Here is a 19,154-nt window from a genome sequence, read left to right as displayed (position 1 = left end):
AATTTCGGGAGTGGTTGGAAGGGCAATCCCTCAGCCCCTCCCCGACTGCGCTGAGTGCGTTGACCGGTATAAATCGGGGCACTCTAAACAACCAGCTCAGGCGCGGAAACGTTGCAGAGTCCACGGTGATTGCCATCGCCAGGGCCACCGGAATGAACGTCATCGACGCGCTCAGCGTCTTCAGTCCGTACCAGGTCATTAAGACCCGGCCCATAGAACCGTCCGCCCCAGAGATCTTGAGCCAGGTGCATCACGCGGACCTCATGGCCGAGCTGCAGTTCCGCACGTCCAAGAAGCACTATCCCCGTGAGCTCCGCAAGGGGATCGACCTCATCCCCTTCCCGCATGACGGCTCAGTCCGGACTTGGATCGACTCCATCGACCCGGGGGACATTCGCCAGCAAATGTCCCAGGAAACAGGCATGGCGCTCACCTACATCGCCACCCAGCTCACCGAAAACAAGCTGAACCCGTCTTTGGCGATTGCAGCCTCACGAGCAGGTGGAGGCTCGTTCGCGACCGGACTTGTGGTGACGGAATTGATCACGCCGACCGAAGGCGGCTGGCAGATCAGGGCTCGCGAGGATGAGCTGCTGGAAGTTTCCGACGATGTTTTGGTCGAGGCCATTTCTGCCCGGATCCATCTACTGCAGCGGCGGGTGAAGCAGCGGAAGGAAGCCCGCGAATACGCGGAGAAAATGACGGAACTCCTGGGATGAACCCGCTCACCGTCGTCCCGGTAAGTTTGATGCTCATTCTTCTGGGGAGCCTGACATTCAAACGCATCAACACTCCCGTGCTGGGACACCAGCACGCACTGCAGGGGAAAGCCAGCAGCATCGCCCTGTCGGGCATCTTCCTGACTCTCGCCTACCTCCTGCTCCTCCCCCCGGTCTACATGGGCGTGGAAGCACTCGTGCCGCTCACCAACGGCACCGACCTGATCTCCAAATACTTCGCCCTCGTCGCCGTCGCATTCCTCGGCGGCCACCTCAGCACTGCCTACGGCTCACCGTTCGCCCGCCGGTGGACTGTCGGGGCGCCGGGAGCGGCCATGCTCGGTATCGTCGCCACCGGGCTGCTGGGCACCCTCCTGGCGACCAAAGCCCCAAACCCGTCACCGCAGCTGCTGGACTACGCTGCGCAGCCGAGCGTTCGCCTGAATACATGGCTCGTGCTGGCCTACGTGGCCTACATCGTCTTCCCGCTCATCAAACCGGCCTACAGGGATGCGCGCAGGAATCCCCTCAAAGTCGGCCGACTCGCCTCGGGGCTGATCGCAACCGGCTTTGCACTGTCACTGATTCGCGCGATCACCTACCCACTCGAGCTTGGCGCAACCGGAGACGCTATCTACGTGTTCATGATCGTTTCCTACATCTCCACGACCTTCGTGGTTGTAGGCCTGGCGCTCTTCGCCTATGCCCGGAAGCACCGCAAACCACAGACCGAGCTCGGCTCGCTACTCTCGATCGAATAGAAGGACCGTCCATGAACGCCACACCGCAAGAAGCCCGGCTAGCCGTCAAGCGCGTCCTCGCCGAGGTCAACAAAGAACACGAAGCCGCCTACAGGGTCATCTTTGAAGCCGTAAAAATCTGCATCGCAGCAGGGATGAAGCGACAGGAAGTAGCAAACTTTCTCGATGTGCAGGCTCGAAGGATCGACCGCCGCGGACGGTACTTCAGATCCCTCCTGGCAACCAGGGATCTTTTCCGCGGTGCCTTTCACACCGAACGCGGTTCGGCCGCAGACGCCGAGACAGTGGACGACGTGGTTAGGCGGGCGTGGAACCGCACCGAGCCGCGCCTGAAAACGACCCATATCTAGAATTCTGCTGATATGTGACATATTGGAGCAATGATGTGTGGGACTGCCAAAATCAACGCCAACGGTTCCACGACGATGGTCATGGTGCTGCGGCAAGTATGAGCCGCGACACGACGCCGTTTTCTGAAAACAAATCCCCAGACTTGCATTTACCCGGTGATAGCTTCAGAGCAGCCGTAAACAGAAAATGGCACCCACAGGTGCTACGGCTGCAGGACGAACGATGAAGCGCTACCGGGCTTCGGTTCCGGTACGAGATTCAAAGGACTAAGCAAATGACGGCAGTAGCAGTCAACAGAGGCGGCGGGCGCCCCAGTAAGGGCCTGCGCAAATTCATTGGCTTCCGAACGCAAGAACGCACCGCTGACGGCATTGCGAAGGTTGCGGCGGCAAAAGGCCTGACCGTTTCGGAGTATGTCCTGTCGGCCGTTGAACCCAAGCTGCAGTCGGACCTGGCGGCGCTTGATCAGCACGAATACCAGCAGGAGCTCCCTATCCGCATAGCCTCTTAAAAGAAGAAGGCCCGCACTAGGCGGGCCTTCGAAGCTTTAGATTCACGATCCGGAATGCTTGCCGGCTGACAGATCGTAAATCGGATGAAAGTCCTTCACAGGGCTTCCTTTGTGTAACAAACCGGTCCTGCAAGACCGGGCCTTACTCATTGCCTAAAACAATCCCCTGAAAGGATTAGTCACCATCGTACATGAGTCTGCCCTGCCGTCCAGAGACTCCCAGAGTAGCGGCGTGTCTCAGGGGTCCAGTGAGTCCCCCGCCCAGATTTGGTCGGCCTTGGCTTCACTTCTTGCCGGACAGCCGCGCGTCAGGCTCTCACGCGACGGCGGAAAGTCCTATCCCCAGAAACACGAACGCGACCTGACACCCGGTCTACCGTCGATTCCCGCAGCGGTGAGAATCTTCGGTAAAGACGGGACGTGCGCGGCAATTTTCCTCGACTTCGATTCGTCGGTCGCCGGCATCGATTGGGTGGAGGCAGACGTCCGCGCCGTTCAGTCCTGGCTGCATAACTGTGGGGCGCGGTGGATCGAGGACTACTCCCCTAACGGCGGCCGTCACGTCTACATCCCGTTGGAGCAGCGGGTCACCTTCTCTGAAGCGCGGGATCTTGTCGAGGCGCTGGGCAGCCGGTACCGGACCCTGGACAAGACTCCGCACCAGAACCTCCTCCATGGCTGCATGCGCACACCCGGCTCCCCACACAAGAGGGGTGGCTACCAGGAACTGGCCATGAGTCTGTCGATGGCCTACGACATTGCCCGGCGGCCCAATAGCGCAGCGGTGTGGACTGCCATGACCGCTGACCTGACAGGGGAGATTGGTGCCGTCAGGGCGCTGAGACTGGAGCAGACCTTCACGCCGGCGGCCGCCGAGGCCCCGAAACCTCAGCACCCTGCCGGCAGGATGTCCCGGGTGATGCAGCTGATGGCACAAACCGGGCTTTACGACTCGAACCGCTACGCATCCGACTCGGATGCCCGCCAGGCGATCGTCACCGGGGCCGCGGCCGCCGGCCTGGAACTGACCGATGTGGAACGCCGGATGATGCAGGGGACCTGGCCAGGCCTTGCCTCTTTCTACGCCCGGTATGCCTCCCGGCACCGCGTCCCTGCCCTGCGCCGGGACTGGCTGAATGCGGTCAGGTACCTAAGCAAAGACCAGGGATCCAGGGACGGGAAGAACAATGCCCGTAAATCCCCCACAAGCCAGCCAAATACACAGGGGCCAGCTATACAAGGAAAGTCGATCTCGACTAACCCCGATACCGAGCACCGGCTCATCCGAACCTGGCGAAATGCAGTCAGACTGAAGGAGCACGCGTACACGGATTCAAGGACAGGGCTGGCGAGAAGGATGGTCCTGAGATCCCTGGGGGAAGCTGCACACATGACAGCGTCCCGGTTCGTTGAATTCGGTGTCCGCTCCATCGCAGTTGCCACCGGCCTGGATCACACGACCGTCGGGGGCCATCTGAGAGCTTTGCGCGGGGAAAATGATCCCCTGGTGACATTGGTGGAACAAGGGCGCGGCACCAAGGGGGACCTCTACATGCTGACCGTTCCGGAGGAGATGAAGACGGCGGCCGAAGATCTCACCTGGCGGAAGGGAAAGGTCCACGCGCTGCGGCCGGTGTTCCGAGAACTAGGCCTGCCGGCGGCCTTCATTTACGAGGCACTGGAACACTCCCCCGGCCTCTCGACGGCGGAGATCGTGACGCTCACCAGGCTCTCCCGGACAACAGTCAGTGAAGCACTCGAGGTGATGGCCGCTTGGAACATGATCGCTCGCGACACCACACGGGCCTGGTCCGTGGTGGCCACGACGTCATTGAAGGAACTTGCCGAACACTTCGGAGTGCTGGAAGCCGTCGCGGCCCAGCTGCAGCGCTACAAGATCGAACGGATCCTCTGGAAGGAATGGCTGTCCAAGAACGTCAACACCGTCTCGGAGCTCCTCTCCCCCGGCGAAGACTACCCATGGGAGGCATTTGAGGGCCCTCCGGATGATTGGGCCCTCGCCGATATGGCGTTCACCAGGGCAGGGTAGGGTTCACCGCCGGAGAAGCGCGTGCGTTCTTGCATGCATGCATGCAAGAACCCACGACCGGTGGAGCATCCCTCAGTTCTGGCCCCAGCGGGCTTTGATAGCCTGCTCGATCGCTTCACGCACGGAGATACCCTCGTCTTCCGCGGCCGCGTACAGTACGTCGATGACGTCTTGGGATAGGCGAGTGCTCAACGGAAATGTCACTTCGCGGCGGGCGGCCTTTCGGTTCGGGACCGCCTTGGACACCTTCGCAGGCTTGGCTGCTTGGCGCGGAGGAGCCTGTGTCGAGGGAACGGGTGCGGCAACCGGGATAACTGCCGCCACTCCCCCGTCGGCCGGGGCTGGTTCCTCAGGTTTCGTCGGCGCTGGCGCCACGGCTGCCGGAGAATAGTCGACCGGGTCGACCTTCTCATCAGGGGCCGGCCTCGGCGTCCGGCGCAGAACGGCCGGGCGGTCTTTCAGGTCTTCGATCATCGGATAATCTCCTTCATCAGCTCGTTGTAGGCATCCACAACGGGCTGGCCCTTGCGGTACTCCCCATACCATTCCTGCGTCATGCGCATCTCCTGGACGATGGTCCGGTGCGGGACCAGCGGGGTCAACAGCATTCCTGTCTCGCGAAGTTCTTCAATGCTGGCCACCGCGATGCGGGACATGACGGTGGAGGCGACGGCTCCGACGACGATGCCGGCCTCGTGCAAGTTATCAGGGGCTCCGATGCGCTTACGGGACATCCGGAACTGTTCGACGCTCTTGCGGGCCCCGGCAACACCGTCTACTCCGTCGACGGTGGCGCCCGCTGCGTACACGATCGTGTCGGCGGCGTTCAGGGCGGAGAGGGTCAACGGGCCGCCCTGGCGGTTCGGGCAGTCGATGATGACGACGTCGGCGTCAATCCCGATGAGCGAGGTGCGCAGGCGCAGCTCGGCATGATCGGCGCGGTCTGCTTCACGGTTCGAGACGCTGCGGGCGGAGGGAACGACACGCAGGTTCGGGAACCAGCTGGACTCTACGGCGAGGTCCTGGGCCCAGCCTTCCGGATCCGTGTCACTTAGGATGGCGCCGACGTGGAGGCCATCCTCCTTTGGTTCGACACCGATCCACTTGCTAGCCGCGGCCCGGGGATCGAGGTCGACGAGTACAACTTTGCGCCCAGAGGCGGCGGTGACAGCCGCCAGGGACACCGCGGTTGTCGTCTTCGTGGCACCGCCAGACTCACTGTAAACCATGATTGTTTGCATGCTTGCAAGCCTTCCGGACACATATGTGGGTTACAAGGAGCCACGCCGACCACTCCCCTACTGTGATCAAGATGGCATGCAAGCTGTCTTTCATGCATGAATGCATGAAAGACAGCTTGGATGCAAGAAAGCTGAGCAGAATTCGTTCAGGTCATAGGTTTTGGGCACACAACCTTGGCAGTCATCCGGCGCTGTGCCTTGGGTTCCTTGCCCCCACGCCGTGACAAACGAGGACTGAGTTGTACATGCATTCATGCATGCATGACAGAAAGCCAGCATGCACGAAGGAACGGATGCAAGCATGCATGCATGACAGCTGGCATGCATGCCTGCATGCCAGCAGCTCAAGTAGTGGCCGGCGAAGAAGGTGTGCATGAAACCTCATGAATCCAGCGGCTATATGTTGAGACCAGCGCCGACCTCGGATCGGCCCACTCCTTGGATGTTCCACTAGGGACCGTTCCAGAGTACGAAACGATATTTCCGCGCTTGTCGGCGGGAGGATGTCAGCTCGAGTCGATGCATGGGGGAGGGGCTGGGAGTCTCTTGTTGTCCTAGATAGAAAGCGAGCTGATAACTTTCGGGCCTTCCCCGTATCGAAGCGCTGGCGGACCGTCCGGCTAGGGCATATCCCAAATTGATGTCAGTCGACTGCGCTAACTTGCGGCGGATTGTAATCCGCTTGCCAATTCCAGACACCTTGCCGAACGGGGTCTACAGTGACCCTGACACTCGTCGGGGTCGAGTCAGTGGTCCCATACAGACGAACCTTTGGCGGTATCGACGGCGTCCGGAAGTGAAATAGTGTTGAGGTCAAAGACTGGCGTTGGCTTGGGGGGACACGGCAGCAAGAAAACTCGAACAAAGGACCCCCTGTTGGCCCGCAAGATCCATGTCCAGCTGATCGACGACATTTCAGGTGAGGACGCCCAGGAAACCCTCCGTTTCTCCCTTGAAGGATCCGATTACGAAATCGACCTCGCAGGGGAGAACGCAGCCGGATTGCGCGAGGCATTGGCACCGTTCGTCGCCCACGGCCGGCGCGTCCGCAGCGAGTCCCGGAGCCGGAGTACCAGAACCGTACCGTCTGTCAGGGAAGAGACTCAGAGGATCCGTGAGTGGGCCATAGCCAATGGTTACAGCCCCAACTCCCGCGGACGCATCAGCCAGGACATCAGAAAAGCCTACGACGACGCGCACTGAGCAACCGGTAGGGGACCGTTGTGTGCGTCAGTCCTTTAGTTGTTCCTTGGACTGGCGACCTCCGCTGCCTGGTCCAAGGTGAATCGAGATCCCTGTCAGGTGGCGAAAACCTCTGCCGGTCCTGGGGTAAGTCGATGTCAGTCGTCTCTCCGGTATCTCAAATACGATCGATTCCTGAGAAGGTCGGGTCGTGTTCCAAGGGACGTAAGGAATGTCGAGGAACTCGGGGTTCGACACGCCCCTCCACAGTCTCAGAATGCCGTCCAACAACAGATAGTCTCAGAATGGCAATTTGATCGGGATTAAGAGAATACGGGGACGCCCATGGCTGTAATCGGGTACGCGAGGGTTTCCACCGCGGAACAAAACCTTGATCTGCAGCTCAACGCACTCCAGGCGGCCGGCGCAGCCCGGACCTTCGCCGACAACGGCGTCAGCGGATCGACAGTGGAACGCCCTCAGCTGTCCAAAGCACTGGACAGGCTGGGGACCGGCGACGTACTCACCGTATGGAAGCTCGACCGTTTGGGACGCAACACCCGGCACGTACTGGACCTTATCGAGGACATCCGGGAACGGGGAGCAGGCTTCCGTTCCCTGACCGAAGGTCTGGACACAACCGGGCCCATGGGCACCGCGATGCTGACGATTATGGCCGCATTCGCACAGCTGGAGCGCGACACGATGATCGAACGCACCAGGGCCGGCCTCGCTGCGGCCGCGGCCAACAACCGCCACGGCGGAAGACCCCGCAAAGTAGATGACGCTGCCGCTGCCCGGGCCAGGGAACTCAAAGGCAAAGGAATCAGTGCCTCCGACATCGGCAAGATGCTCGGAGTCTCCCGCGCTACTGTCTACCGATACCTTCTCTAGACAGTACGGTCCTAGCGTTGAGAGACGACCTGGAGTGTAGCGCTTAGGGCACATCAACCGGGATGTTTTGCAGGCAGGTCATACAGGAATCAGAGAGTGTTCCTGCCTACGGCTTTCTCGAAGGGGAGGCCCGAAGGCGGCGAGCTGGCCGGTGGGGGACCGGCTTGCCGACGAACTGCTGCTCCGTCACTCTGCGCCTCTAGCCCTCAAAATGTCGGGGCTGGGCGATACATTTTTCCATACCGGCAAAAGGACCGGTTTAATCTTCAGGGGATGATTATGAGTGCACCCGATCGACGAGTCAGTGTGATCTTCAGTTGCGGGAGGGGCCACGAGCACGAGCTTTGCGTCAGCATTGAACGCCAGGTACCACCTGAGCTTCGTTGCACGCCGGACGCTGGCCAAGGCTATGGCCCCGGAGGAGACGGTGGCTGCACGGTACCGGCCAATTTGAGCGAGGTGGTGCAGCGTGAGTTACGAGATGCCTTCCAAGAAAGCAAGCGGCGGGGACACGTTCTCATTCGTCAATAGCAAAACGGGAACGTCCCCGGTTTTGTTGAATCCTTCACCTAAGGCGGTTTGTGACCGCAGCGCCCGGTAAAGGACCGGCTCACGGGCGCAAGCTGAGAGGTGACCGGGCCGCCACCCGCTCAGACAGGTCCCGGAGCGGCCATTCGTCGTTGATAGTGTTCGGGTATGTGCAGGCCCTACTCCCCGTACCACGAACCAGGGTTCGACACGTGGAAGCAAGGGGTAGAGGCACTGCCACCTTCGGAAGTCTTGATCCGCGAGGCGGAACGGACGGAGCAGGACGGTCGCTGGATGCGATGGATGCAGGCAAGCTGCGAGTCAACCAACATTCGCTCTGTCGAGGACAACGTATCGAGGATCGGGCAGCAGTTCGTTTTACTGGCAGAAATCGCTGATCATCCAGTCGGCTTCTGTTGTGTGCTCGCGGGTCGAACCAATTCGGATCCGCTGTTCATTCAGCTGGTTACAGTAGTTCCCTTCGTGCGGCGACGAGGGGCAGGAATCGCGCTCCTTAGCGCGGCCGCCGAGTGGCAGCCGCAACGCAACATCGCGATGGCTACTCTCGACGAGAACGTCGCCGCCCAAAGGTTGAATGAGCGTCTCGCGCAATCGATCGGTGGGAACATTCAGCGTGTTCCCGCCGGCCGGTTCCGGCCGTCCGATTTAGGGTATTCTCCAGGCGAGCGTCACCGCCCCTGGATGATCAACCGCCCACAGGAAACTAACTGACGGCCGCGCTCCGGCGAGACAGTTACTGCTCGTGCGCCGCAAAGCGATCCTCAAACGGGGTAGCCGCGGCGCGTGCCATCCTTGGGGTATGGCACGAACCTGGTTGTCGGTGACGGTGGAATTGCTCGGTGGTCGTGGTGAGGAGCTTTGGCCATGGCCCGGGCGCATCTTCGCCGTGGGACCGTCGCACACCTTCATGGATCTCGCCGATGCCATCAACGATGCTTTCGCCCGGTGGGACCGCTCGCACTTGTCGGTGTTCACCCTGGCCGACGGCCGGGTAATCACTGATGAAGAGACGGGAGCGGAGATGGCCTCGTCGATCCGCGGGCCGATCATCGCGCCAATCGACATCGCGGCTGCCAAGGTCGCCCGGACGGTGGGGCCGGGGGATGAGTTTCAGTTCACGTTCGATCTCGGTGACGCGTGGATGCACCGGTGTGTGGTCGGGGAGGTGAAGGTCGACCCGATGGAGGTATTGGGTGTCCGTCCTGATGTCCCCCTGTCGTACTGGGGTTGGGGGAGCATCCCGGACCAGTACGGGCGCCGGTGGGCTGCTGACGATGGGGAGAGCCGGGCGCCGGGGAGACCGGGCCGGCTGCACCCGATGCTGCTGCACGCGTGGCCCGCAGAGGTGCAGGTGCCGGGACTCGACCTGTCCGAGCTGCGTGGAGCCATCGCGGCAACAGATGCGGCCCGCTTCCTCGCGGCGGTGACGGGACGGCACATCGATGACGCTCTGCAACAGGTGGGGGCGGGCATACCGATGGCGCTGGGGCAGAGACGCCGGGACGCCGAGCCGGTGGCATTGTCGGTCATCAACCGGCTGACTTGGCGCGGCGGCCCTGGTGACCGGCTGCTGGCCGAGGACCTGCTGGCCCGTCTGCGCCGCGAGCCGCTGACGGGCCGAGTGGTGCCGGTAGACCTGGACATGCTCAGCACCGTGCTGGAAGGGGATCCCGAGCTGTCGACCGGTGGCTACCTCGACCTGCGCACCGGGCAGGTGTACGACGAGACCGCCACTGACCCGATGATGGTCGGGGAGGACGCCGCCATCGACATCGAGGAGGAGCCGGACCGTTGGCTTCGAGTCGACCGCACCGGTTCGCGGAACGGCTGGCGGGACATGGCGGACTTCGCCGAGCGGCAGCACGATAAGGCCCTCCGCGAGCGGCTGGAGCGGGCCATCGAGGGCAAAGGCGCCTTCTTCCGGTTCCGCGACCTCGTCGACGGCGAGAACCTTAGCGAACAATGGTACGCCTTCTCCGCCGACCGCCAGATGGGCCGTGCCCGCGAGTTCCTCGCTGACAATGGCATCCGCGTGGGCTGACGAGCCGGGTCCGGTCAGCGCCGGCACAGGACCGTGCAGCCCGCCTCATACCCTCAACCGTGGAGCAGCTGACTAGCGATCGTGAGGTCGAGCTCCGGTCACAGGGTCGTCCCAAGGCAGGTTCTCCTCGCGGACATGTCGTGGCCGTGCAGACGGCTTCGGAGAATGACAGCGGCGTCCCAACAGCTACAGCCGTGACTGGTCCTTGTCGCCGGACTTGTGGGACAACTAGCGGGACAGCCAGGTTACGCCGCCCTGCGCAGAGATTTGCAGCGGGGAGTCCTCCGCTCTCACTGTCCCGGTGGGACACAACGTTTCTCCATGGCGGGAGCCGAATCCCTCACCCGGATTCGACTAGTGTTCGTTCCAGCTGGGGCGACGGGCCTCCGTGCATACGGGATAGGGAAGCCCCATGACGTCTGACTTTGCATCACAGGGTTTCCGGCGGGGGCGGAGTGACATCCCTACGCGCGGCGGGGTGAATGAGCGGGTCGCGGGACAGGCAGTCATTGAGAAGCTACTGGCCGATTTAGAGGGGGCGCCCCCGCGGTCGTTTCTAGGTCGCGTTTTCGGTGCTGACCCGTTGAGTCCGGACAATTTCCCCTGGTACAAGGGTGCTCTCGGGGAGATAGCAGTCGGGCAGATCCTTGAACGGTTGGGTCCTGAGTGGACAGTCCTGCACGCCGTGCCAGTGGGCACCGGCGCATCCGATATTGATCACGTGCTGATAGGTCCGGCTGGCGTATTCACCCTCAATACCAAGAACCATGCCGGGCAATCGGTTTGGGTTGCGGGCCGGACTTTGATGGTGGTCGGCAAGAAACAGCGTCATCTCTACAACGCCAGCCACGAAGCCACCCGGGCAGCGAAACTTCTCACCCGCGGAGTGAATGCTCCCGTTGAGGTCACCGGCGTTGTGGTCGTCATTGCCCCGAAGACCATGACGGTCAGGGAAAGATCCTCCGACGTTGCTGTGGTCACGGACCGACAGCTCTTGAGGTGGCTGAGTGACTGCCCGAGCAAACTCACGGCCAGGCAGATAGCGGTGATCACAGCTGCAGCAGTCCGGCCCGGAACGTGGCACAGAAATCCGCCTGTCGTGGTGGAACCGGCGTCTCTGCAATACGAGTTCGCCAGGCTGCGAACTCTCGTGGACAGCGCCCGACGTCGCCGCGCAGGATGGCTCCTTGCCCTTCTTCTCGGTGCACCACTTGTCCTTGCCACCCTGTCTGCATATTTAGGACCATAAAAAAATATACCCCTGTATAAAAAAATCCTTATAGGGGCTCATACTTTTCTATAGACTGTTCTGGTGGACTCCGACATGAACCCCTTCGCACCCGGCTCTGGACTCAAGCCTCCCGCGCTGGAGGGACGCGAAGCAGAGATTGAAGCGTTTGATCGTCTGATCGTCAGGACCAAACGCCAAGCCGCTGAGCGAGGAATGCTATTGTCCGGTCTCCGCGGTGTCGGAAAGACCGTGCTGCTAAACAACTTTGCCGCACAAGCAGAGCGTCACGACTGGTTTGTTGTGCAGATAGAAGCCCAGCCCTCTCCGGACGGGCGGAAGGCAACGCGGCAAAAACTGGCCCGGGCGATCGAGGCGGGCGCGAGGAGGCTCCGGACCAGGTCCGCCTGGGACTACGTAAAAGGTGTCCTGGGCAGCATCGGTTCCTTCAACGTAACCCTCGGCGTGACGGGAGTGTCAGCCACACTCGGTACGACGGAAGGGCGGGCTGACTCCGGGAACCTGGACATCGACCTCGAAGAGCTCGTTGAAGACATAGCAACAGCCATGAGCAAATCCCGCAGCGGTTTCGGAATTTTCATCGATGAGATGCAGGACCTTGATGAGGAGCTTTTGGGAGCGCTGATTTCAGTCCAGCACATGGCCGGACAGAAAGGCTGGCCGTTCTTCATCATTGGGGCCGGACTGCCCAACCTGCCTGGAAAACTCAGCGCCACGAGGTCATACTCCGAACGTCTCTTTGACTACCGCACCATCGGAGCCCTTGACCACGCATCGGCAGCTGATGCCATCAGCCTCCCGATGAACCGGCTGGGTGCGCACCTGGAGGCTGACGCCCTGCGGGCGCTCGTCACCGCGGCCGATGGTTATCCCTTCTTCCTGCAGGCCTATGGCAAGGCCGCATGGGACGTTTCCTCCAGTAAAACGGTCACCCTTGACGACGCCCGGCTGGCCCTGGAAATAGGGACGGAACAACTCGACGCAGGCTTCTTCAGGGCACGCTGGCAGCGGGCAACACCCGCAGAACGCCAGTATCTCCGGGCCATGGCCGAGGACCACGACGAAGCCTCATCCACCGCCATGGTGGCATCACGGCTTAACCGGGCAGCCAGCCGGCTCACGGTCGCCCGATCAAGTCTTATCTCTAAAGGCCTTATCTACGCCCCGGATCATGGCGCTGTCCGCTTCACCGTTCCCGGCATGTCCGGTTTCATCAGCCGGCAGTTCGAAGAATAGTCCGTGGAAGACCCGCCGGAAGCGTTCTCGGACCATAGGCCTCCGAGCAAATCGACAGCGGGAACATAGCGTCCCTTGGGAACTGTCCTAGATCCAAGGTTGTGGCACACACATGGCCTGCAGGATGGTCATGTGAACTGGAACGCAGTCGGAACGGAACGACTGCCTCTATCACCATTGGAGTCCGACAGTTGGGCTAACCGTGGACGCCAAGGCGGAACCTTTCGGGATCCTCGGTAAATGCTGCCTTCTGTAGAGAGGCTTTCGCATCTGGGGCCAGTAGCATCACAAGATAGGTGCCATTCCATGGGGGAAACAATGACCGAATCAACCGTCACGCCGTTCGAAGAGTTCTCACAAAGACGGCGCCGCAACGTCGCTGAGCGGGACGAAACAGTGGAAGCCATCGACAATGACTATGCCAGGGACCTGGCAGATCGAGCGGCGGGCGACCTCTACACGCGATCCCTGGTGGAGAGGGAAATTGGTCATCAACTTGTTCAACCTCGAAGCCATTTCCATCGGGAAGGACTACACACCCGGAGTATCGACGGGCTGCGGTTGTATGTTCTGTGAGAGTGTGCGGATCGAAGAAGTCGCGGCCTTATTGCACGGCAAGAGGGAATTCGTTGCCATTGACTTGGAGACCACAGGGGTAAGCACCCCGGCCTGCAGGATCATCGAGGTGGCAGCCGTCCGCTTCAATAGCAGCGGGAGGGTGACCGGTGAGTTCTCCAGCCTGGCCTTCCCCGGTCACGGGTATCTGCACGGTGCCGAGTTCATTCATGGGATCAGTCAACGTGAGGTGGAAGCCGCACCACCCATCGCTGCGGTCCTTGGCCAGCTCCTCGATTTCGTTGGCGGACGGGTCGTCGTCGCGCACAACCTCCCCTTTGAAAACCGATTCCTGGGCTTTGAGTTCAAGCGGGCCCAACTCGAACAGGGTGAGATCCTTGGGTTCTGCACATATTCCGCCGCCCGCCGCCTGGTCTCAACCAGCGTCAACCACAAGCTGGCCACACTCGCCAAGCATTTCGGTATTCGCCAGGCCTCATCACACCGTGCCCTGCCCGACGCCCGCGTCGGTGCAGCTTTAGCCGTCGAGCTCATACGGGCCGTCAATACTGGAGCGCTTGCGAAAACCTCCGCGGCCGTCATTCATCTGTCGGGCCCCTCCGCACCGAAGCGGCTCGCGTCTGTCCGTCAAGGCTTCCGACAAGGGTGGAAGCCAAGCGAAGAACAGGACGCGATCCTCGAGGCTTTCTTCGAACACGGCGACATCAAAATCCTTGCCGGCGCCGGAACAGGAAAGACAACGACCCTGCAGCTGCTCGCCAACTCCACAAAATCCAAGATCACCTACCTGACGTTCAACAAGGCCACAGCTGTCGAAGCCCGCGACAGGTTTGCCTCCAACGTCTCGGCCACCACCATCCACGCCTTCGCCCACGCCGCACTAAGAGCGCAGGGTAAGGGCTCGTGGCTCGCCCGGCTACGCAACGGCATCGAACCGATAAGCATCACGGCCCGGCGGCTCGGCGCCCTGGAACCAGGGTTCATTGAGGCATTCGGCAGTGCAAGGCTGGCCCAGCAAGTGAGCCCCTACGAACTTACTCAAATGGCCGTAGAAACCGTCAAGGATTATTGCCACAGTACAAACCAGACGCTGCTCACCCGGCACGCCAAAACCGGCAAGGTGCCGAAAAGCCTGCTGCCGGAACTGATACCGCTGGTTCTCCTCATGGCTGAGGAACACTGGGCGAACATCAGGGACGAGAAGGTCATTGACATGCCCATCAGCCACGACCACTATCTGAAATTCTGGCTGCTGACCAACCCAATCCTCGGAGCTGACGGGGACATCCTTTTCGTGGACGAGGCCCAAGACCTGAGTCCTGCCGTGGCTCGCGCGATCAAGCTCCAGCACCGCCTGAAAAAGGTCTACGTCGGCGACCCCAACCAGTCCATCTATGGATTCGCCGGCGGTAAAGACGCACTGGCCTCCATCAAGGCAAGACACACTTTGCCGCTGACCACGTCCTGGAGGTTCGGCGACGGCGCTGCTGCGATAGCGAACGGCTGGCTCCGCGCTCTCAAGGCGCCGCACCTCATCCGAGCGAACCCGAAGCGAACGACTGCCATCGGCTCCTGTACGCAGCCAGATGCCGTCCTGACCCGCACCAACGCCGGAGCCGTCCATGAGCTAATGGCCCTACAGGATCTTGGCTTCAACGCGACACTCAGGTCCGATCCGCAGTCAATCACGACACTGCTCCTGGCCGCGGCTGACCTGATGGAGGGGCGCAGGACACGGCATGCAACACTAAGCCGTTTCAGCTCCTGGGCTGAAGTGCGCGAGCATGTTCTCTACGATTCGGCCGCGCATGAACTTCGGACATGGACGAAGCTCATCGAAGACTATGGCGTACCGGAACTGGTGCGTGCCGTCAACGCGGCATCGGCGGGCGCGGGCTCCGGGACAGTCGTTTCAACAGCCCACAAGGCCAAAGGCCTGGAGTGGGACACGGTACGGATCGCCGCCGATTTCGCCCAGGTACTTACAATTGCCGTCTTCGTCAACGACAAGCATCAGTTGGCCGAAGAACAGCGGCTCGCCTACGTCGCAGTCACCCGGGCACGCAAGCATCTCGACCCGGGCCCACTCGTCGACTCCTGGCCGCCGCCGGACCGGACGGGAATAACTCACCTTCCCGCTGGGCAATTGAGCGGTGATCGCGAGGTGTCGTAGGATCCCGTTACAACTGCGTGCGCTGCCCTGCCTTCAGGTGTCCCATGTCCAAGGTTCTCTCGGGGTCTGAAGGACCCCTGTGCAGGCCTCCGGCCTGGCCCATTCATTTTGCTAATGATTCCGGGATGCCGAATCGCCTCGCAAGGAGTATGTGAATGGCCCCGACTAAAGGCTGATCTTCTAGCTCAACGCCCTCGTCCCCGTAATACACGCCCGTTTCGTCGCCCACTGCTTCGATGTCAAAAAGGTTGAGGACCTCGGCCACGCGAAACTGATACTCGGTGGCGGTCATTTGGCGAGACGCACGAACCGGAATTGTACTGAGTGTGCGCGCGACCTCAGCATCGACGGATTCAGTCATGGGCGCGCGTCGCGTTACCTGGTTCTGGTGCTGTCCGTGGGAGAAGATGACTTTCTGGTTCGCATCCAGGTGAAGGTCATCGGCGGTGACGCCGGCCAGTGTCAACAGAACGTGCGTCTCGAAGATCCGGATCGCACCGATCTTTCCATAGATGACCTCGGCACCCTTGGTGAGGCCGAAGTGGGCCCCAATGAAGGATTCGTTCAAATCCCTGGCCGGAACCGCGTACTGGTCAATGCCGCCGCCTGGGTAGATCATGTCTTCCTTTCGTAGGTGGGCCTTGTCGTGCCGATCCTACGGGAGCGACGTCAGGGCGAGACGGGGTTTCGCAGGGAGCGTCTTGAGGGCCAGTTAGGGTCCGATGCAGTTCCAGGCCTGAGGTGCTGCGCGGTGAAGTTGGGTGGGCTTTCAACGCGTAAGGTGCTGGCATGAACCCCAGCGAAATGGACCCTGCAGTCGAAGCCATGCGCGCTCTTGCCGGCCCCGGCCATACGATCCCGGATGCCGCGGACCACATACCCAATGCGCCCGGTCTGTATGCGGTGCACACGGAATCTGCAATCTGGCGGATGCTCGGGCTAGATGAACGTGACCCCGAGATACCGCTATATGTGGGAAAGTCTGAAGACGATCTCGTAACACGAGATCTGAAAACCCACTTCGCAATTGAGCGGGGAGAAAGATCTACGACCGGTTCATCGACGGTCCGCCGCTCATTTGCGGCGCTCCTCCGGGAGCCGCTCGAACTAAGCGGAGTGCCCCGCAATAAATCGAAACCGGGTCACTTTGCCAATTACGGACTCGAGCGTGACGCAGACGACCGGCTGACCGACTGGATGCAAAAGCATCTGACGATCGCGGTGTGGCCGAAGCCGGCAGGACTGGACCTCACGCTTGCAGAAGTCGAAAAACGCGTCCTCCGCCGGTGGGGGCCCCCGCTCAATTTAACCCATGTGCCGGCGCCCCTGCAGCAGCTGCGTTCCGCGCGCGCGGTCTTGGCGGCAGAGGCGCGGGCCTGGGCATAGCATCAGGATTTCCGTACCCGGAGGAGGCCCTGGCTAAGCTAATTTGTCGGAGGAATCCCTTGTTCTTGCCATTGGCCGTACGTCAATCCAGTCGCCGGTACCCGCCAGCTGATGCGCCCGTTTGTTGTTCTACCAGAAACGACGGCAGCTGCAGCGCTAGGGCTCTTGAATATGTGGGGCTTCGTGAAGCGGGCCGTTGCGCCATCGACAACGAGAACGCCAGCTGAAATGAGTTTCTCATGGAGGTTTTCGTAGGAATGATTAGTTCCTATCCAAGCAGTTCTCGCCGTGGATCCTGCCAGGACGGCAAACTCGCCGTCAACCTCCTGCGCCTGCGCAGTAATCCCGACATTAGCGACCGACATTTCGAATATGGGCGAAGTGGACAAGTTTTGGCCGTGAGCAGAAGGATCGGCCGGTGCAGGAAGGCTTCGTAGAGCATCGACGCCGAGGACGGGGAGGATGATCTTGGCCTGGTCGATGAAGTACTCCATGTCCGACCTGTCCGCCTCCGGCAGTGGAAGTGGCTGGGGTGCCGTTCCATTGGTGACATTTGCCCTGCCTGCGGCAGTAGCAATGGCGATGAATCGGCTTTCCAAATATCTGGCATGCGCTTTGGTGAGGTTTGCGTCTTTACTCGTGAGAACGATGGCCCTATTCCAGAAATCCTTGCCGCCCCTGTCCTCTGATCGGTGGTGCATTTTCAGACGCTCACCAACGTTGTCGCCTTCCCCGATGTAGATGAGTGCTTCGTCCAGGTCCTCGACGCCATCTCCTAAAAGGAAGTAAATGCCAGTGCGTTGGGCTTCCTCCCGACGGAGAAGTTCGGCCAAGTCCGACCTGCTGGCGGCGACGATGTGTCCTGTCCAGTTCATGATTTCGGCAGTGAGCATTCCCCCGGGGGTGCCATCAACCAAGAACAACCGGACCTGCTTGCCGATGGCCATACGTTCTGTCCTTCTTGGTTCAGATAACCGAGTCCACTTTCAGCCAGGAAGGCCTCCCCGATTCTATGGGCACCCCTGCCAATATCCTGGCCACATGGCAAACGCCGAATGGCTCGGCAAAGCTTCGGTCGCCTTCATGCTGACCCCGACTGCATCAGGACTGTGAATTCGGACCGCCGAGCCAGAAGAGTGCGATATCGACATCCCTCGCAGACCAAGTGTGTCCGTGTTGGCCTGCCGTTGACCGCAGGTCTTCGACCAGTTCCATGTATCGTCCGTACCTTCCGCGCGCAGGCGAGAGAGAGAGGCCGAGAGTCTCCAGCCCGGTTTGGGCCCGCTCGTCGTATACCGCCATTCGTTCGGGAGCTGCGGCTAGCAGAAGGGCTGAAGCCAGTGCATCTCCCGTTTTGAAGCCGGGAAGCGGTGAGAGCGCCGCCCGGCCGGCAGAAGCCGCCGCAGGTACCGGTAGTGACACATCGGTGACAGCAGAGACGGCCTTCTCCGTTATCACCCTGACTTCCTCTTCGGGCTTGATCATCAGTTCGCGAACCCAGGGAGTATCCCCGCGGAGGCGCTTCCAGAACAGCAAGGCTCCGATGTCGGCCTTGCCGATGCTGGCCGTCGCGCGAATTCGGTCTGCGACCTCGGTGAGGACCTCGTCGTATGATCGCGATGTGCCTGCCATGTACGCGGCGTGGGAGTCTCGAAGTGTCTCCCAAGCCTTCAGGTCGAGGATTTTGGGGGTGTGGTCCGGCGCGTTCATGTTTTGAGGATGCCACAGCATCGACTGTTCGCCGGCGGGCTCCAAACAGTGTCGTGTTGCCGGACATAGTCGGGCGTAGTCTCGCTCGGCCCCACGGTGAGGTCTCACGACGTCGCGGCTATTTTCTCGGTGCCGCTGGAGCAGACACGAACAGCCGAACAGCGGGCCAGCAGCACCGCAGCCGATGCAACGTCCAGGGTGGTCGCGGCCGAGGCGCGGGCAGACACCCTGCAGAAGCACACGAGGCGCTATTGCAATGCGTCGTGCCGGAAGCCCCCGGTTCCGAATAATCCGCCCCAGACCAAAGACATCTTTCGGAATCGACCAAAGAAATAAACCCCGGTCCGAAGACCGGGGTGTATCAAAATGAGCCTCGACTCACTACTTTGCGTGCGCGAGGGGGGATTTGAACCCCCACGCCCTTTCGGACACTGGCACCTGAAGCCAGCGCGTCTGCCGTTCCGCCACTCGCGCGCAACTTCTTCCACGTACTGTCAGCCACAGACTCCGGACTAGCAAAGTTGT

The 19,154-nt window shown here is 61.0% G+C and carries 19 protein-coding genes and 1 tRNA gene; 14 read left to right on the top strand and 6 right to left on the bottom strand.

The window, feature by feature from the left end:
• Positions 1–125: 125 nt before the first annotated feature.
• The 5 genes from ACZY0Y_RS14620 to ACZY0Y_RS14600 all read left to right on the top strand — a co-directional run bounded on the left by ACZY0Y_RS14620 (position 126) and on the right by ACZY0Y_RS14600 (position 4,392).
• Positions 126–719 carry a hypothetical protein gene (locus tag ACZY0Y_RS14620; protein ID WP_463958756.1) on the top strand — a complete coding sequence of 198 codons (594 nt, stop codon included), beginning with the start codon at positions 126–128 and terminating at the stop codon, positions 717–719.
• Positions 716–1,480, top strand: coding sequence for a hypothetical protein (locus ACZY0Y_RS14615; protein ID WP_463958754.1), 765 nt, complete (start codon positions 716–718; stop codon positions 1,478–1,480). Before ACZY0Y_RS14620 ends, ACZY0Y_RS14615 begins: the two co-directional genes overlap by 4 nt.
• A gap of 11 nt (positions 1,481–1,491) precedes the next feature.
• Positions 1,492–1,830 carry a hypothetical protein gene (locus ACZY0Y_RS14610; protein ID WP_463958752.1) on the top strand — a complete coding sequence of 113 codons (339 nt, stop codon included), beginning with the start codon at positions 1,492–1,494 and terminating at the stop codon, positions 1,828–1,830.
• Positions 1,831–2,105: 275 nt separating this feature from the next.
• The gene (locus ACZY0Y_RS14605; RefSeq protein WP_463958750.1) at positions 2,106–2,342 is read left to right on the top strand and encodes a hypothetical protein; all 237 of its coding nucleotides are present in this window, start codon (positions 2,106–2,108) and stop codon (positions 2,340–2,342) included.
• A gap of 232 nt (positions 2,343–2,574) precedes the next feature.
• A complete protein-coding gene (locus ACZY0Y_RS14600; protein WP_463958748.1) occupies positions 2,575–4,392 on the top strand; it encodes a MarR family transcriptional regulator in 1,818 nt (605 codons plus the stop codon).
• Between the two features lie 72 nt (positions 4,393–4,464).
• Here ACZY0Y_RS14600 and ACZY0Y_RS14595 read toward each other — a convergent pair whose 3' ends face one another.
• Both ACZY0Y_RS14595 and ACZY0Y_RS14590 read right to left on the bottom strand, forming a co-directional pair.
• Complete coding sequence (locus ACZY0Y_RS14595; protein WP_463958746.1) at positions 4,465–4,866, bottom strand: hypothetical protein; 402 nt, start codon at positions 4,864–4,866, stop codon at positions 4,465–4,467.
• Positions 4,863–5,621, bottom strand: coding sequence for a ParA family protein (locus ACZY0Y_RS14590; protein WP_463958744.1), 759 nt, complete (start codon positions 5,619–5,621; stop codon positions 4,863–4,865). Before ACZY0Y_RS14590 ends, ACZY0Y_RS14595 begins: the two co-directional genes overlap by 4 nt.
• Before the next feature lie 888 nt (positions 5,622–6,509).
• On the opposite strand from ACZY0Y_RS14590, the gene ACZY0Y_RS14585 reads away from it, so the two are divergent.
• The 8 genes from ACZY0Y_RS14585 to ACZY0Y_RS14550 all read left to right on the top strand — a co-directional run bounded on the left by ACZY0Y_RS14585 (position 6,510) and on the right by ACZY0Y_RS14550 (position 15,533).
• A complete protein-coding gene (locus ACZY0Y_RS14585) occupies positions 6,510–6,836 on the top strand; it encodes a histone-like nucleoid-structuring protein Lsr2 (RefSeq protein WP_463958742.1) in 327 nt (108 codons plus the stop codon).
• A gap of 324 nt (positions 6,837–7,160) precedes the next feature.
• Complete coding sequence (locus tag ACZY0Y_RS14580) at positions 7,161–7,709, top strand: recombinase family protein (RefSeq protein ID WP_463958740.1); 549 nt, start codon at positions 7,161–7,163, stop codon at positions 7,707–7,709.
• A gap of 696 nt (positions 7,710–8,405) precedes the next feature.
• Positions 8,406–8,969, top strand: coding sequence for a GNAT family N-acetyltransferase (locus tag ACZY0Y_RS14575; protein ID WP_463958739.1), 564 nt, complete (start codon positions 8,406–8,408; stop codon positions 8,967–8,969).
• An 88-nt stretch (positions 8,970–9,057) separates the two neighbouring features.
• Entirely contained in the window at positions 9,058–10,299 is a 1,242-nt protein-coding gene (locus ACZY0Y_RS14570; RefSeq protein ID WP_463958737.1) for a UPF0158 family protein, read from the top strand.
• 478 nt (positions 10,300–10,777) lie between these two features.
• Positions 10,778–11,548 (top strand): nuclease-related domain-containing protein, encoded by a 771-nt coding sequence (locus ACZY0Y_RS14565; protein ID WP_463958735.1) that lies wholly within the window; start codon positions 10,778–10,780, stop codon positions 11,546–11,548.
• A gap of 63 nt (positions 11,549–11,611) precedes the next feature.
• A complete protein-coding gene (locus tag ACZY0Y_RS14560; RefSeq protein ID WP_463958734.1) occupies positions 11,612–12,784 on the top strand; it encodes a DUF8462 domain-containing protein in 1,173 nt (390 codons plus the stop codon).
• 318 nt (positions 12,785–13,102) lie between these two features.
• Positions 13,103–13,360 carry a hypothetical protein gene (locus tag ACZY0Y_RS14555; RefSeq protein WP_463958732.1) on the top strand — a complete coding sequence of 86 codons (258 nt, stop codon included), beginning with the start codon at positions 13,103–13,105 and terminating at the stop codon, positions 13,358–13,360.
• A gap of 4 nt (positions 13,361–13,364) precedes the next feature.
• Positions 13,365–15,533 carry an exonuclease domain-containing protein gene (locus tag ACZY0Y_RS14550; protein ID WP_463958730.1) on the top strand — a complete coding sequence of 723 codons (2,169 nt, stop codon included), beginning with the start codon at positions 13,365–13,367 and terminating at the stop codon, positions 15,531–15,533.
• Positions 15,534–15,636: 103 nt separating this feature from the next.
• On the opposite strand, the gene ACZY0Y_RS14545 is transcribed toward ACZY0Y_RS14550, so the two are convergent.
• Complete coding sequence (locus tag ACZY0Y_RS14545; RefSeq protein WP_463958728.1) at positions 15,637–16,152, bottom strand: hypothetical protein; 516 nt, start codon at positions 16,150–16,152, stop codon at positions 15,637–15,639.
• Positions 16,153–16,322: 170 nt separating this feature from the next.
• On the opposite strand from ACZY0Y_RS14545, the gene ACZY0Y_RS14540 reads away from it, so the two are divergent.
• Entirely contained in the window at positions 16,323–16,919 is a 597-nt protein-coding gene (locus ACZY0Y_RS14540) for a GIY-YIG nuclease family protein (RefSeq protein WP_463958726.1), read from the top strand.
• 38 nt (positions 16,920–16,957) lie between these two features.
• Here ACZY0Y_RS14540 and ACZY0Y_RS14535 read toward each other — a convergent pair whose 3' ends face one another.
• The 3 genes from ACZY0Y_RS14535 to ACZY0Y_RS14525 all read right to left on the bottom strand — a co-directional run bounded on the left by ACZY0Y_RS14535 (position 16,958) and on the right by ACZY0Y_RS14525 (position 19,103).
• Entirely contained in the window at positions 16,958–17,866 is a 909-nt protein-coding gene (locus ACZY0Y_RS14535) for a GIY-YIG nuclease family protein (RefSeq protein WP_463958724.1), read from the bottom strand.
• 154 nt (positions 17,867–18,020) lie between these two features.
• Positions 18,021–18,629 (bottom strand): hypothetical protein, encoded by a 609-nt coding sequence (locus ACZY0Y_RS14530; RefSeq protein ID WP_463958722.1) that lies wholly within the window; start codon positions 18,627–18,629, stop codon positions 18,021–18,023.
• Between the two features lie 391 nt (positions 18,630–19,020).
• Positions 19,021–19,103 (bottom strand) — tRNA-Leu (locus ACZY0Y_RS14525).
• Between the last annotated feature and the right edge of the window lie 51 nt (positions 19,104–19,154).

Source organism: Pseudarthrobacter kochi, from assembly GCF_055412805.1.
Note: the sequence above shows the minus strand (reverse complement) of the source record. Positions and strands in the feature narration are given on the sequence as shown.

What these genes read in the sequence shown, in the direction of transcription:
- ACZY0Y_RS14615 (WP_463958754.1), top strand. Translation starts at nt 716, where the DNA reads ATGAACCCGCTCACCGTCGTCCCGGTAAGTTTGATGCTCATTCTTCTG.
- ACZY0Y_RS14610 (WP_463958752.1), top strand. Translation starts at nt 1,492, where the DNA reads ATGAACGCCACACCGCAAGAAGCCCGGCTAGCCGTCAAGCGCGTCCTC.
- ACZY0Y_RS14605 (WP_463958750.1), top strand. Translation starts at nt 2,106, where the DNA reads ATGACGGCAGTAGCAGTCAACAGAGGCGGCGGGCGCCCCAGTAAGGGC.
- ACZY0Y_RS14595 (WP_463958746.1), bottom strand. Translation starts at nt 4,866, where the DNA reads ATGATCGAAGACCTGAAAGACCGCCCGGCCGTTCTGCGCCGGACGCCG.
- ACZY0Y_RS14590 (WP_463958744.1), bottom strand. Translation starts at nt 5,621, where the DNA reads ATGGTTTACAGTGAGTCTGGCGGTGCCACGAAGACGACAACCGCGGTG.
- ACZY0Y_RS14580 (WP_463958740.1), top strand. Translation starts at nt 7,161, where the DNA reads ATGGCTGTAATCGGGTACGCGAGGGTTTCCACCGCGGAACAAAACCTT.
- ACZY0Y_RS14575 (WP_463958739.1), top strand. Translation starts at nt 8,406, where the DNA reads ATGTGCAGGCCCTACTCCCCGTACCACGAACCAGGGTTCGACACGTGG.
- ACZY0Y_RS14570 (WP_463958737.1), top strand. Translation starts at nt 9,058, where the DNA reads ATGGCACGAACCTGGTTGTCGGTGACGGTGGAATTGCTCGGTGGTCGT.
- ACZY0Y_RS14555 (WP_463958732.1), top strand. Translation starts at nt 13,103, where the DNA reads ATGACCGAATCAACCGTCACGCCGTTCGAAGAGTTCTCACAAAGACGG.
- ACZY0Y_RS14545 (WP_463958728.1), bottom strand. Translation starts at nt 16,152, where the DNA reads ATGATCTACCCAGGCGGCGGCATTGACCAGTACGCGGTTCCGGCCAGG.
- ACZY0Y_RS14540 (WP_463958726.1), top strand. Translation starts at nt 16,323, where the DNA reads ATGAACCCCAGCGAAATGGACCCTGCAGTCGAAGCCATGCGCGCTCTT.
- ACZY0Y_RS14535 (WP_463958724.1), bottom strand. Translation starts at nt 17,866, where the DNA reads ATGGCCATCGGCAAGCAGGTCCGGTTGTTCTTGGTTGATGGCACCCCC.
- ACZY0Y_RS14530 (WP_463958722.1), bottom strand. Translation starts at nt 18,629, where the DNA reads ATGAACGCGCCGGACCACACCCCCAAAATCCTCGACCTGAAGGCTTGG.